Below are 13113 nucleotides of genomic sequence, written 5' to 3' on the forward strand. Positions count from 1 at the left end.
ACCGGATAGCGGCGTGAACGTCTTATCCGGCCTACAGCCAATGCGCGATACAAGCCGGATAAGCGCAGGCGCCACCCGGCCCGCCGCGTATTTAATCAATATACTTCATCGCCACCCTTGAGGTCAGGCGCGTGATAAGTTCGTAAGCACTTACTTTTGTCATTTCAGCGATACGTTCAACCGGCAGACCTTCACCCCATAAGACCACCGGATCGCCCGCGTTATCCTGCGCGTTTGGCCCCAAATCTACGCAAATCATATCCATCGCCACCCGCCCGACAATCGGAACTTCACGACCATTGACCAGTACTGGCGTACCGGAAGGCGCCGCTCGTGGGTAGCCATCGCCATAACCCATCGCCACCACGCCCAGGCGCGTGTCGCGCTCACTCACCCATGTCCCGCCGTAGCCCACCGGTTCGCCCGCTTTGTGGTCACGCACCGCGATCAAACTGGAGGTTAAGGACATCACCGGCTGAAAACCAAAATCCGGCCCCCAGGGTTTGTGCTCCAGCGGCGATACGCCATACAAAATGATGCCCGGACGCGCCCAGTCAAAGTGAGACTGCGGCCACAGCAGGATACCGCCAGACGCGGCAATAGAGCGCTGACCGGGTTTACCCTGACAGAAGGCATTAAAAATGTCGAGCTGATGTTCGGTAGCGCCGCATTCCGGCTCATCCGCACGGGCAAAATGGCTGACGATATTCACCGGCTGGCGTACATTTTTACAGTGCGTCAGACGCTGGTAGAACGCCTCCGCCTCTTCGGGACGCACGCCGAGACGATGCATACCGGTATCCAGTTTCATCCAGACCGTTACCGGCTCCGCCAGCTCCACCGCCTCCAGGGCGGCAAGCTGCTCTTGATTATGTACGGCAGTATGCAGACATTGCGCGGAAATGGTCGGCAGATCGGCGGCGTCGAAAAAACCCTCCAGCAGCAGGATAGGCTGCGTGATCCCGCCCGCTCGCAGACGTAGAGCCTCTTCAAGACGCGCCACGCCAAAAGCGTCAGCATCAGGGAGCGTTCGCGCGGTCTCCAGAAGACCGTGTCCATAAGCGTTCGCTTTCACCACCGCAACCAGCTTACTGGCAGGCGCCAGTTCACGCAGACGTTGCAGGTTGTGTCGCAGAGCGCGGCGGTTAATGACGACTGTTGCCGCTTGCATTTGAATTCCTTGTTAACAGAATGACGGAGAGTTACTCATCATCGTATTGCGGTCCCGCATAGTTATCGAAGCGCGACCACTGACCATTGAACGTCAGACGAACCGTACCGATAGGACCGTTACGCTGCTTACCAATAATAATTTCAGCAATGCCTTTTAAGTCGCTGTTCTCGTGATAAACCTCATCACGGTAGATAAACATAATTAAGTCGGCATCCTGTTCAATAGAGCCGGATTCACGCAGGTCGGAGTTCACCGGACGTTTATCCGCGCGTTGTTCCAGGGAGCGGTTAAGCTGCGATAGCGCCACGACCGGCACCTGGAGTTCCTTCGCCAGCGCTTTCAACGAGCGAGAAATTTCGGCGATTTCCAGAGTACGGTTATCAGAAAGCGACGGCACACGCATCAATTGCAGGTAGTCGATCATAATCAGACTTAACCCGCCATGTTCGCGGAAAATACGCCGCGCGCGCGAACGGACTTCTGTCGGCGTAAGACCTGAGGAGTCGTCAATATACATATTGCGTTTCTCCAGCAGAATGCCCATCGTGCCGGAGATTCGCGCCCAGTCTTCATCATCGAGTTGACCGGTACGAATACGTGTCTGATCGACGCGGGACAGCGAGGCCAGCATACGCATCATGATCTGTTCGCCGGGCATCTCCAGGCTGAAGATCAGTACCGGTTTATCCTGCAACATCGCCGCATTTTCGCAGAGGTTCATCGCAAAAGTGGTTTTACCCATGGAGGGACGCGCCGCGACGATAATCAAATCCGAACGCTGTAACCCTGCCGTCTTTTTATTGAGATCCTGATAGCCGGTATCCACGCCTGTAACGCCATCGTGCGGTTGCTGGAACAACTGCTCAATACGCGCCACGGTAGCGTCGAGGATCTGGTCGATGCTTTTCGGACCTTCGTCTTTGTTGGCCCGGTTTTCCGCGATCTGGAAGACGCGCGACTCCGCCAGATCCAGCAGTTCGTCGCTATTGCGCCCCTGTGGATCGTAACCGGCGTCCGCAATTTCATGCGCCACCGCGATCATATCGCGGACCACGGCGCGTTCGCGCACAATGTCCGCATAAGCACTGATGTTCGCCGCGCTTGGCGTGTTTTTAGACAGTTCCGCCAGATAGGCGAAACCGCCGACGCTGTCCAGTTGGCCCTGCCGCTCCAGCGATTCCGCGAGCGTGATCAGGTCGATAGGACTGCCGCTTTCCTGCAAGCGCCCCATCTCCGTAAAGATATGGCGATGCGGACGGGTATAGAAATCTTCCGCCACCACGCGCTCGGCCACATCGTCCCAGCGCTCGTTATCCAGCATTAAACCGCCCAACACCGACTGTTCCGCTTCAATCGAGTGCGGCGGCACTTTTATCCCGGCAACCTGCGGATCGCGGTCGCGGGCATCAGTCTGTGGTTTGTTGAAGGGTTTATTTCCTGCCATAGTGAATGGAGTTACCGAGATAGTGATTGGGTCGAAAGATTACCACATTTCTTTTGGAGGAAGCATGGCAACGCGTATTGAATTTCACAAGCATGGTGGTCCGGAAGTGCTTCAGACCGTGGAGTTTACGCCAACGGAACCGGCGGAACACGAAATCCAGGTTGAGAACAAAGCCATTGGTATCAACTTCATCGACACCTATATCCGTAGCGGACTCTATCCGCCCCCGTCGTTGCCTGCGGGCCTGGGAACCGAAGCTGCGGGTGTGGTCAGTAAAGTCGGCAACGGCGTGGAGCACATTCGCGTCGGCGATCGCGTCGTCTACGCGCAGTCAACGCTCGGCGCTTACAGTTCCGTCCATAACGTCACCGCAGATAAAGCCGCGATTTTGCCTGACGCCATTTCTTTCGAACAGGCGGCAGCCTCTTTTCTCAAGGGATTGACCGTTTTTTACCTGTTGCGCAAAACCTATGAAGTGAAACCCGACGAACCCTTCCTGTTTCATGCCGCTGCGGGCGGCGTCGGTCTGATCGCCTGCCAATGGGCGAAAGCGCTGGGCGCGAAGCTTATCGGTACCGTCGGTAGCGCGCAAAAAGCGCAGCGGGCGCTGGACGCCGGCGCCTGGCAGGTGATTAATTACCGTGAGGAGAGCATTGTCGAACGGGTAAAAGAGATCACCGGCGGCAAAAAAGTCCGCGTGGTCTATGACTCCGTGGGGAAAGATACCTGGGAAGCCTCACTGGACTGCCTGCAACGTCGGGGACTGATGGTCAGTTTCGGCAATGCGTCCGGCCCCGTCACTGGCGTGAATTTAGGTATTCTGAATCAGAAAGGTTCCCTGTATGCCACGCGACCTTCACTACAGGGGTATATTACGACGCGTGAAGAACTGACCGAAGCCAGCAATGAATTGTTCTCATTGATCGCCAGCGGCGTGATTAAAGTTGATGTGGCTGAAAATCAACGCTATGCGTTAAAAGATGCCCGTCGCGCGCATGAAGTGCTGGAAAGCCGGGCCACACAGGGCTCAAGCCTGCTGATTCCGTAATAGCTCTGCAAAGAAATTGGGCTTCCACCCGGGAAGCCCTTTCTTTTTTTGTTCGGCTGTATGTAGGGTACAGCGCGATGAATTCGTTACCTGCGCAATCATGACAGATTTAATAATCGATTCCTATTTGCTTGTGAGGGCAAAGTTCCAGGTTGTGACGAACCGCTCAATACCTTAGTAAAACCGACGGTTATTGCGCTGATACTGTGGGATTTTTGGCGTTTTTACTGCTTTGATCACCCACACCACAGCCACCGCCAGCAGTAGCCACGGTAACAGCTTGATCATCAGGGCGAACATTCCACCCAGGAACATGACGGCAGTCGCTACAACCAGCGCGGCCAGAATGCCCAGCAAGGAGACGCCCGTCACCATTAACATCAGAAAAAAGCCAAGCACAAAAAGTAGTTCCAGCATAGTCGCTCCCCATAAAGATGGCATTGCCCGGCGGCACGGCGCTTACCGGGTCTGGTCAGGTAAGCTATTACAAAAATCATGCCAATATTTATGTTTTTGATATATAAAGAAAACGCCCTGCAAGACTGCACAGAGCGTGGTGAGATTGACTAATTTTTGGCGAACTTTTAACGCTTGTCTGCTACCAGTTTTAGCGCCTGCTCCAGTACAGCAACATCCGCGCCAGCTTTATGGGCGTTTTCGCTCAGATAGCGACGCCACTGTCGCGCGCCGGGAATGCCCTGGAACAACCCCAGCATATGGCGAGTGATATGCCCCAGATACGCTCCCTGGCTCAATTCACGCTCAATATAGGGATACATCGCGCGAACCACCGCAACCGGGTCGGCATCGGTGGTATCGGCGCCAAAAATCTCCCGATCCACCGCGGCCAGTATACCCGGATTCTGATAAGCTTCGCGGCCAACCATGACGCCATCCATATGGCGCAGGTGCTCCTTCGCCTCTTCCAGCGATTTGATGCCGCCGTTAATGGACATGGTCAGGTGCGGAAAATCCCGCTTTAGCTGGTATACGCGCGGGTAATCCAGCGGCGGGATCTCACGATTTTCTTTCGGGCTTAAGCCAGAAAGCCAGGCTTTGCGCGCATGGATAATAAACATCTCGCATTCGCCCCGACCGGAAACCGTATCGATGAAATCACACAGAAACGCATAACTGTCCTGATCGTCAATACCAATGCGGGTTTTTACCGTTACCGGAATCGAGACGACATCACGCATGGCTTTAACACAATCGGCGACCAGTTGCGCATTGCCCATCAAACAGGCGCCAAACATACCATTTTGCACACGATCGGAGGGGCACCCCACGTTGAGGTTAATTTCATCGTAGCCACGCGCTTCCGCCAGCTTTGCACAATGCGCAAGCTGAGCCGGATCGCTTCCACCAAGCTGTAGAGCGACCGGATGCTCTTCTTCGCTATAAGCCAGATAGTCACCCTTACCGTGAATAATCGCGCCCGTGGTCACCATTTCGGTGTAGAGCAGCGTCTGGCGAGACAGCAAACGCAGGAAATAGCGGCAATGTCTGTCCGTCCAGTCGAGCATAGGCGCGATGGAGAAGCGATAAGCAGGGAAAGCGGAGGACTGGGTTTCAGGCTGCATGGCGAATAAATAAGCATCCGGTTAAAAAAGGGGCGTTACTATAGCATAACGCTAAACCGGAGGCGTAGCGCCTCCGGTGAAAGCACCTCAGAATGTCATCGTAAGCTGCGCGCCTGCCCCCCAGGTTTCATCTTCGCCGTACAGTCCCATTAAATCGAGATGCACACGGTTAAAGGGCGCAAAGCCAAGACCGCCGGTAACCACATTGCTATCGTTATTTTTCACATCCGCACGATACCCTGCGCGCACCGCCAGCCATGATAACGGTCGAACTTCAGCGCCGACGCCAACGTACTGTGAATTGTCTTCGCTCTTAAAGCCTTTCGTTTCCGTCAGATCGCCATCGGCGCTTACGGTCAGCAAATCGTTATGCCATGCGACGCCCGCGGTAACCAGGGGGCGGATTTGGTATGTATCTTTGTAGTTGGTGGTTTCTCCCGTCATACCATTAGTGATGTAAATATCTTTCGTATCGATATCGCGAGATACCAGATTTTGCCCGCTCAGCCCCAACGTCCAGTTTTCACCGATATCGGCAGCAAGCCCCGCATCAATGTTAAAACCCGTATCGTCATTGCGATAACGGCTGCTATTCCAGTCGCTACTGTCGTAGTTATAAATTGAGGTGGTGTAGTTATAGAGCCAGGTTTTTTGCAGTTTTGGCGTAACGCCAATGGAAACAGGCACCTCGCCCACCACAAACTGCTTCGCCAGTGCAATACCGTAGTCAGACACAATCGCTACCCGCCCCGACGCGGTAGAGTTTAAATGCTTTGTAATTTCGTCAGACCCCAGCAAAGCAGCGCGTCCTGCTTCACGAAGCGCGACACGTTCATCATGCTGGATATCGCGCAGATACTGAATATCGTTCTGATCAATGGACGAACTCACGCGCCCATGCGCATAACCTTTGGCGATAAACGCCACGGAAAGCGTTTGCCCTGGAATACTTACCGCCAACCCGGCGCCGGCATTGGCGCGGGCGGTTTTTCCGTTGAGATATTCCAGCTCATCGGCCAGGTCGCGCGCGGCGCCCTGAAATTGATTCAGCACGCCTCGCGGATTGAGCAGAATTTGCCCCAGCGTAAGGTTATCGACGACCTCATCGTAGTAATCCACTTTATCGCTGATATCGTCAATTTCATCCTGGAGATTGTCTTTATCCGTAATCTGGACGCCGACCGCAGGAAGGACAACAGTGATATTGTCTTCCGGTTTGGCTTTTGCCAGTAACGCCGGATTTAATAGTACTCCGCTGCCATAATTCGCGGACGCAACGCCCGTCCCGCCCATTGCGTCATTACGCGCTTCCGTCCAGGTATTGGCGGCGCTCGCCTGCTTTGCCATAAAAAGCGAGACCGCGATAGCAATCAGTGAAAGTTTGACGTTTTTGTTCACAGTTAGCCCATCTTATTATCAGGTGAAGTAATTCCTCCGCCACGCTTTACCGGACAGAGGCGAACTATTGCTGTGAAATAGTGATGTTAAATCCTGTTGTTATAATATCGACCCTCATTATGTATAGATGAGAATACTGGCGCGGAAAAGCTTAGCAGGCGATATATTGTCGCGGGGTAATTTCAGAGTTTTAAGCAGCTCGTGGTAAAGTAACGGATTAGACTTTCATGCCATTCGAGGTGCTACATGGAAAAGACCACAACGCAAGAGTTACTGGCGCAAGCTGAAAAACTCTGCGCGCAGCGCAACGTGCGCCTGACGCCTCAGCGCCTCGAAGTGCTGCGCCTGATGAGTCTGCAACAGGGTGCCATCAGCGCATACGATTTGCTCGATTTGCTGCGCGAAACGGAACCACAGGCCAAACCGCCCACCATTTACCGCGCGCTGGATTTTTTGCTCGAACAGGGTTTTGTCCATAAAGTGGAATCCACCAATAGTTATGTGGTTTGCCACCTGTTCGACCAGCCGACGCACAGCTCGGCCATGTTTATCTGCGATCGTTGCGGCGTGGTGAAGGAAGAGTGTGCCGAGGGCGTGGAAGACATCATGCATACGCTGGCGGCTAAAATGGGATTTGCGCTACGACATAACGTTATTGAGGCGCACGGTCTGTGCCCTGCGTGCGTAGAAGTGGAAGCGTGTCGCCATCCGGGCGACTGTGGTCACGATCACTCGGTGCTGGTGAAGAAAAAACCGCGTTAGCCTGAACGGAAAACGGGCGGCAGTAGAGAGGGGCACGCCCGCATTCATAAGCAAACAGTGGGAAGCACATCCATGTACTCCTGGTAGGGGAAAACATATTACCAGCGATAGTTGTTACGGGTTTCCCAGTCAACAACCTCTTTTTCCGCCTGATCTTTCTGGTAACCGTAACGCTCCTGGATTTTACCTACCAGTTGGTCGCGTTTACCTTCGATAACGGTCATATCGTCATCGGTCAGTTTGCCCCATTGTTCTTTCATTTTACCTTTAAACTGTTTCCAGTTACCGCCGGCTTCGTCTTTATTCATCATCTTGTCCTCATCATTCGGTTAGGAATAGCAGGTGTTATTCGCCCAAATGCACTGCAATTTCTGCTGGACGTGATAATAATTGTAGGCAGGAATTCGGCCTTCGGTTTTATATTCAGAATTTTTAACCGTCACGATCTGGCAAACCATGTACCCTCGCGCCAGTGACGACGCCAGATAAGGCTCAACGACAGACCGCGAAGCGCCAGGAACACGGTTAATGCCAGCCATAAACCATGATTTCCTAATACCGGCAGGGCGAAGAGCGTCAGCGCGAATCCTCCCGCGGCGACAGCCATGCTATTGCGCATTTCGGCAGCGCGCGTCGCGCCAATAAACATACCGTCGAGCAGATAGCACCATACGCCCACCAGCGGTAATACCACCTGCCAGATAAGATACCGATCCGCCAGTAGCTGTATTTGCGGCAATGAGGTCAGTAACGCGACAATATGTTCGCCTGCCAGGGCATAGACTGTGGAAAACAACAAGGCCACAATTCCTGACTGACGACACGCCGCTCGCCAGACGTCCAGTAGCTTGCTACCGTCACGCGCGCCGTAAGCCTGACCGGAGTGCGCCTCCACCGCATAAGCAAAACCGTCCAGCGCATAGGCCGTAAAGGTGAGTAAGGTCATCAGGACTGCATTTACCGCGATAATATCGCTGCCCAGCCGCGCGCCTGACACCGTGATTGCGCCAAAACAAAGCTGAAGGAGCAATGAGCGCAGCATGATATCGCGATTGAGCGCCAAAAGGCGGCGCACGTTGCCGCGCCAGGCCTGTTTTAGCATATCCAGCGACACACCGCGGAGATGGAGAACTTTACGTACCATCATGAGGCCGATCAGTAACGTGACATATTCTGCGATGACCGTCGCCAGGGCAGCACCCTGCACGTTCATATGAAGCCCCATCACCAGCCACAGGTCGAGCGCGATATTGAGGATATTGCCCACGACCAACAAGATAACCGGCGCCCGCGCATACTGAACGCCTAACAGCCAACCGAGCAGCACCAGATTCGCCAGTGACGCGGGAGCGCTTAGCCAACGAATTTCAAGGAAGCGTCTCGCTTGCACCAGGACAGCGTCGTTCCCGCCGACAATATATAAAGCCAGCTCGATAAGCGGCGTGCGAAATAGCACAATCATCACGCCAGCGCCCAGCGCCAGTAATAACGGTTGAATGAGCGCCCGGGCTAACGCCTGCGGATTTTTGGCGCCAAATGCCTGCGCCGTTAGGCCGGTGGTGCTCATACGTAGAAATAGCAGCAGCATGAAAAGAAAGCTGGTGGCAGTCGCGCCCACCGCCACGCCGCCCAGGAAAACCGGGCTGTCCAGATGACCAATCACCGCCGTATCGACCAGCCCCAGCAAGGGGACGGTGATGTTAGAAAAAATCATCGGCAGCGCGAGATGCCAGAGAGCTTTATCAGAGGAGGTAAAAAGCGGCATGGAGAAAAGCCTGACAAGGAGTTAAACGAAACGAGCGCATTGCCGGATGGCAACGTAACGCCTTATCCGGCCTACAAATTAATCATCTCAGGAACTGCATTCCCGTAGGCCTGCTAAGCGCAGCGCCATCAGGCTGCACGATTGCCGGATGACGGCTTACAAGGAGATTAAAACGAGATTACAACCATTCCCCGTTGCGAATGACGCCTACCGCCAGCCCTTCAATCGTAAAGCTTTGTTCGCGCAGATCCACCACTATCGGTGTAAACTCGCTGTTTTCCGGCAGCAGCTCCACTTTATTGCCCTGCTTTTTCAGGCGTTTTACTGTCACTTCATCGTCAATGCGAGCGACAACCACCTGGCCATTACGGACGTCCTGCGTTTTATGTACCGCCAGCAAATCCCCATCCATAATACCGATGTCTTTCATCGACATACCGCTCACGCGCAGCAGGAAATCGGCGCTGGGTTTGAACAGCGAAGGATCGACCTGGTAATGGCCTTCAATATGCTGCTGCGCCAGAAGCGGTTCACCCGCCGCGACACGCCCGACAAGCGGTAATCCGTCCTCTTCTTCCTGTAACAGACGGATACCTCGCGATGCGCCGGAAACGATTTCAAGCACCCCTTTGCGCGCCAGCGCTTTAAGGTGTTCTTCCGCAGCGTTTGGGGAACGGAACCCCAAACGCTGCGCGATTTCCGCACGCGTCGGTGGCATACCTGTCTGGCTGATGTGATCCCGGATGAGATCAAACACCTCTTGTTGCCTGGCCGTTAACGCTTTCATTCCGCCCCCTGGGTGTATATACAGTCATGCTGTGAGTATATACAGTTAAAGGTGATTTTGGAACCACAAACGGCGCAAAAAACAAGAGATTTATAAAATTTGGAACCTTTATCGAAAATGTGACCATAACAGGATGCCCCAGGTCATCAGGGCAACGAAAATAGACAGTAGCACCGCAGCCGATCCCATATCTTTCGCACGGCCGGAAAGCTCATGGTATTCAGAACCGATGCGGTCAACGACCGCTTCAATAGCGCTGTTGAGGATTTCAACAATCATGATAAGTAAAACGGAACCTATCAATAACACACGGGTAATCGCATCCACATCCAGCCAGCAGGCGATGATGACGCCCAGCAATACCGCGATACTTTCCTGGCGAAACGCCGCTTCGTGAGTCCATGCGGCGCGAAATCCTTTCCAGGAATATCCTGCCGCTTTGATAATTCTGGTGAATCCAGTGGTATTATTGGCCATCAAAAGAACCTTTTTACATTATTAACGTCAATGACATTATACGGTTGCCCTGCACGATTCGGACTGCCGTAACGCAGCGCGAAGTATGACGGGATACAACAGAAATTCGCTAAACTTTCTGATATCCTTGCACCGCATTTGCATTATTAACCAGAGGCTTTACATCGTTTATGTCCGGCTGGCCACGAATTTACTACAAATTACTGAATTTACCATTAAGCATACTGGTAAAAAGCAAGTCTATTCCGGCGGAACCCGCCCAGGAATTGGGGCTCGATACTTCTCGCCCCATTATGTATGTCTTGCCATACAACTCAAAAGCGGACTTACTGACGCTGCGGGCGCAATGTCTGGCGCACGATCTCCCGGATCCGCTGGAGCCGCTGGAGATCGACGGCGCGCTGTTGCCACGCTATGTATTTATTCACGGCGGACCGCGTGTCTTTACCTATTACACGCCAAAAGAAGAGTCGGTGAAACTTTTTCACGATTATCTCGATCTGCATCGGAGTAATCCGGCTTTGGACGTGCAGATGGTGCCCGTTTCCGTGATGTTTGGCCGCGCGCCGGGTCGTGAAAAGGGAGAAGATAACCCGCCTTTACGTATGCTGAACGGCGTACAGAAATTCTTTGCCATCTCCTGGCTGGGTCGCGATAGCTTTGTCCGATTCTCGCCGTCCGTCTCATTGCGTCGCATGGCTGATGAACACGGCACCGATAAAATCATCGCGCAGAAGCTGGCTCGCGTGGCGCGTATGCACTTTGCTCGCCAGCGCCTGGCGGCGGTTGGCCCACGCCTGCCCGCCCGTCAGGATCTGTTTAACAAACTGCTGGCCTCGAAAGCGATCGCCCGCGCGGTAGAAGACGAAGCGCGCAGTAAGAAAATCTCTCATGAAAAAGCGCAGCAAAACGCCATTGCGCTGATGGAAGAGATCGCGGCGAACTTCTCTTACGAGATGATTCGTTTGACCGACAGGATTTTGGGGTTTACCTGGAACCGACTGTACCAGGGGATTAACGTGCATAACGCCGAGCGCGTACGCCAACTGGCGCACGACGGGCATGAAATCGTCTATGTGCCCTGTCACCGCAGCCATATGGACTATTTGCTCCTTTCTTATGTGCTGTACCATCAGGGACTGGTTCCGCCGCACATTGCCGCAGGCATTAACCTTAATTTCTGGCCCGCTGGCCCGATTTTCCGTCGTCTGGGCGCGTTCTTTATTCGTCGCACCTTTAAGGGGAATAAACTCTATTCCACCGTCTTTCGCGAATACCTGGGCGAGCTGTTCAGCCGCGGTTACTCGGTTGAGTATTTTGTCGAAGGAGGACGTTCGCGTACCGGACGTTTGTTAGACCCGAAAACCGGCACCCTGTCGATGACTATCCAGGCGATGCTGCGCGGCGGTACCCGTCCAATTACGTTAGTGCCTATTTACATCGGCTATGAGCACGTCATGGAAGTGGGCACCTATGCGAAAGAACTGCGCGGCGCGACAAAAGAGAAAGAGAGCCTGCCGCAGATGCTGAAAGGCTTGAGCAAGCTGCGCAATCTGGGTCAGGGCTACGTTAACTTTGGCGAACCGATGCCGCTCATGACGTACCTGAACCAGCATGTGCCGGAGTGGCGCGAATCTATCGACCCTATAGAGGCCATACGCCCAGCCTGGCTGACGCCGACGGTAAATAGTATCGCCGCCGATCTGATGGTGCGTATTAACAACGCTGGCGCGGCAAACGCGATGAACCTGTGTTGTACCGCGCTGTTAGCGTCGCGTCAGCGCTCGCTCACCCGCGAGCAGCTCACCGAGCAGCTTGATTGCTATCTCGATCTGATGCGCAATGTCCCTTATTCCACAGACTCAACCGTTCCTGCCGCCAGCGCTGGCGAGCTCATCGCTCACGCGCTGCAGATGAATAAGTTTGAGGTCGAGAAAGACACCATTGGCGATATCATCATTCTGCCGCGCGAGCAGGCGGTGTTGATGACCTACTATCGTAACAATATCGCGCATATGTTGATTATGCCTTCGCTGATGGCGGCGATTATCACCCAGCATCGTCGCATTTCGCGTGATGCGTTGCAGCAGCATGTTGAAGCGCTCTATCCGATGTTAAAAGCGGAGCTGTTCCTGCGCTGGGAGCGCGAGGAGTTAGCCTCGGTCATTGACGCGCTGGCCAGTGAAATGCAGCGTCAGGGGCTAATTACCCTGCAGGATGATGAACTGCATATCAACCCGACGCATTCCCGTACGCTGCAACTGCTGGCGGCAGGCGCGCGCGAAACGCTACAGCGTTATGCCATTACGTTCTGGCTGTTGAGCGCCAATCCGTCCATCAACCGCAGTACGCTGGAGAAAGAAAGCCGTACCGTGGCGCAACGTCTGTCTGTCCTGCACGGTATTAACGCGCCGGAGTTTTTCGACAAAGCGGTGTTCAGTTCACTCGTGTTGACGCTACGGGATGAGGGTTATATCAGTGATACGGGCGATGCCGAACCGGCAGAAACGATGAAGATATATCAGATGCTTGCCGATCTGATTACCTCTGATGTCCGTCTGACGATTGAAAGCGCGACGCAGGGCGAGTAAGCCAGTGCCTGAAATGCCCGATGGCGTAAGCTTATCGGGCAACTGATATGACGTATTGAAAATTTTGGCTTTGTAGGCCGGGTC

General features: G+C 53.9%; 13 protein-coding genes. 3 read left to right on the top strand and 10 right to left on the bottom strand.

Going from position 1 to position 13113, the window contains the following annotated elements; translation table 11 throughout:
- Positions 1-91: 91 nt before the first annotated feature.
- Positions 92-1171, bottom strand: a complete 1080-nt coding sequence (alr, locus tag J1G48_RS20700; RefSeq protein WP_001147297.1) for an alanine racemase — start codon at positions 1169-1171, stop codon at positions 92-94.
- A 31-nt stretch (positions 1172-1202) separates the two neighbouring features.
- Complete coding sequence (dnaB, locus tag J1G48_RS20705; RefSeq protein ID WP_000918353.1) at positions 1203-2618, bottom strand: replicative DNA helicase; 1416 nt, start codon at positions 2616-2618, stop codon at positions 1203-1205.
- A 64-nt stretch (positions 2619-2682) separates the two neighbouring features.
- On the opposite strand from dnaB, the gene J1G48_RS20710 reads away from it, so the two are divergent.
- On the top strand, positions 2683-3666 hold the full coding sequence (locus J1G48_RS20710; protein WP_000235559.1) for a quinone oxidoreductase: 984 nt from the start codon (positions 2683-2685) through the stop codon (positions 3664-3666).
- 174 nt (positions 3667-3840) lie between these two features.
- Here J1G48_RS20710 and pspG read toward each other — a convergent pair whose 3' ends face one another.
- From pspG to J1G48_RS20725, 3 genes are all read right to left on the bottom strand, one after another.
- The gene (gene pspG, locus J1G48_RS20715) at positions 3841-4083 is read right to left on the bottom strand and encodes an envelope stress response protein PspG (RefSeq protein WP_000891414.1); all 243 of its coding nucleotides are present in this window, start codon (positions 4081-4083) and stop codon (positions 3841-3843) included.
- Positions 4084-4250: 167 nt separating this feature from the next.
- The gene (dusA, locus tag J1G48_RS20720; RefSeq protein ID WP_001182227.1) at positions 4251-5249 is read right to left on the bottom strand and encodes a tRNA dihydrouridine(20/20a) synthase DusA; all 999 of its coding nucleotides are present in this window, start codon (positions 5247-5249) and stop codon (positions 4251-4253) included.
- Positions 5250-5336: 87 nt separating this feature from the next.
- Positions 5337-6647, bottom strand: coding sequence for a conjugal transfer protein TraF (locus tag J1G48_RS20725; protein ID WP_001039337.1), 1311 nt, complete (start codon positions 6645-6647; stop codon positions 5337-5339).
- A 246-nt stretch (positions 6648-6893) separates the two neighbouring features.
- Here J1G48_RS20725 and zur point away from each other — a divergent pair, with 246 nt between their 5' ends.
- Positions 6894-7409, top strand: a complete 516-nt coding sequence (zur, locus tag J1G48_RS20730) for a zinc uptake transcriptional repressor Zur (RefSeq protein WP_000416271.1) — start codon at positions 6894-6896, stop codon at positions 7407-7409.
- Positions 7410-7507: 98 nt separating this feature from the next.
- Here zur and J1G48_RS20735 read toward each other — a convergent pair whose 3' ends face one another.
- The 5 genes from J1G48_RS20735 to J1G48_RS20755 all read right to left on the bottom strand — a co-directional run bounded on the left by J1G48_RS20735 (position 7508) and on the right by J1G48_RS20755 (position 10438).
- On the bottom strand, positions 7508-7717 hold the full coding sequence (locus tag J1G48_RS20735; protein ID WP_001030592.1) for a CsbD family protein: 210 nt from the start codon (positions 7715-7717) through the stop codon (positions 7508-7510).
- Positions 7718-7738: 21 nt separating this feature from the next.
- Positions 7739-7852, bottom strand: coding sequence for a hypothetical protein (locus J1G48_RS20740; protein ID WP_001575282.1), 114 nt, complete (start codon positions 7850-7852; stop codon positions 7739-7741).
- Positions 7849-9174, bottom strand: a complete 1326-nt coding sequence (dinF, locus tag J1G48_RS20745) for an MATE family efflux transporter DinF (protein WP_001128105.1) — start codon at positions 9172-9174, stop codon at positions 7849-7851. The genes J1G48_RS20740 and dinF overlap by 4 nt, the downstream gene beginning before the upstream one ends.
- 178 nt (positions 9175-9352) lie before the next feature.
- On the bottom strand, positions 9353-9961 hold the full coding sequence (gene lexA / locus J1G48_RS20750; protein ID WP_000646079.1) for a transcriptional repressor LexA: 609 nt from the start codon (positions 9959-9961) through the stop codon (positions 9353-9355).
- A gap of 108 nt (positions 9962-10069) precedes the next feature.
- Entirely contained in the window at positions 10070-10438 is a 369-nt protein-coding gene (locus tag J1G48_RS20755) for a diacylglycerol kinase (RefSeq protein WP_000002900.1), read from the bottom strand.
- A gap of 170 nt (positions 10439-10608) precedes the next feature.
- Here J1G48_RS20755 and plsB point away from each other — a divergent pair, with 170 nt between their 5' ends.
- The gene (plsB, locus tag J1G48_RS20760) at positions 10609-13029 is read left to right on the top strand and encodes a glycerol-3-phosphate 1-O-acyltransferase PlsB (protein ID WP_000017360.1); all 2421 of its coding nucleotides are present in this window, start codon (positions 10609-10611) and stop codon (positions 13027-13029) included.
- The last annotated feature ends 84 nt before the right edge of the window (positions 13030-13113 follow it).

The organism is Salmonella sp. SAL-020, from assembly GCF_017372215.1.
Classification (GTDB): domain Bacteria; phylum Pseudomonadota; class Gammaproteobacteria; order Enterobacterales; family Enterobacteriaceae; genus Salmonella; species Salmonella enterica.

Coding starts and splice junctions, on each gene's coding strand:
- alr (WP_001147297.1), bottom strand. CDS start 1,171: ATGCAAGCGGCAACAGTCGTCATTAACCGCCGCGCTCTGCGACACAAC.
- plsB (WP_000017360.1), top strand. CDS start 10,609: ATGTCCGGCTGGCCACGAATTTACTACAAATTACTGAATTTACCATTA.
- lexA (WP_000646079.1), bottom strand. CDS start 9,961: ATGAAAGCGTTAACGGCCAGGCAACAAGAGGTGTTTGATCTCATCCGG.
- J1G48_RS20755 (WP_000002900.1), bottom strand. CDS start 10,438: ATGGCCAATAATACCACTGGATTCACCAGAATTATCAAAGCGGCAGGA.
- zur (WP_000416271.1), top strand. CDS start 6,894: ATGGAAAAGACCACAACGCAAGAGTTACTGGCGCAAGCTGAAAAACTC.
- dinF (WP_001128105.1), bottom strand. CDS start 9,174: ATGCCGCTTTTTACCTCCTCTGATAAAGCTCTCTGGCATCTCGCGCTG.
- J1G48_RS20735 (WP_001030592.1), bottom strand. CDS start 7,717: ATGAATAAAGACGAAGCCGGCGGTAACTGGAAACAGTTTAAAGGTAAA.
- dusA (WP_001182227.1), bottom strand. CDS start 5,249: ATGCAGCCTGAAACCCAGTCCTCCGCTTTCCCTGCTTATCGCTTCTCC.
- J1G48_RS20710 (WP_000235559.1), top strand. CDS start 2,683: ATGGCAACGCGTATTGAATTTCACAAGCATGGTGGTCCGGAAGTGCTT.
- pspG (WP_000891414.1), bottom strand. CDS start 4,083: ATGCTGGAACTACTTTTTGTGCTTGGCTTTTTTCTGATGTTAATGGTG.
- dnaB (WP_000918353.1), bottom strand. CDS start 2,618: ATGGCAGGAAATAAACCCTTCAACAAACCACAGACTGATGCCCGCGAC.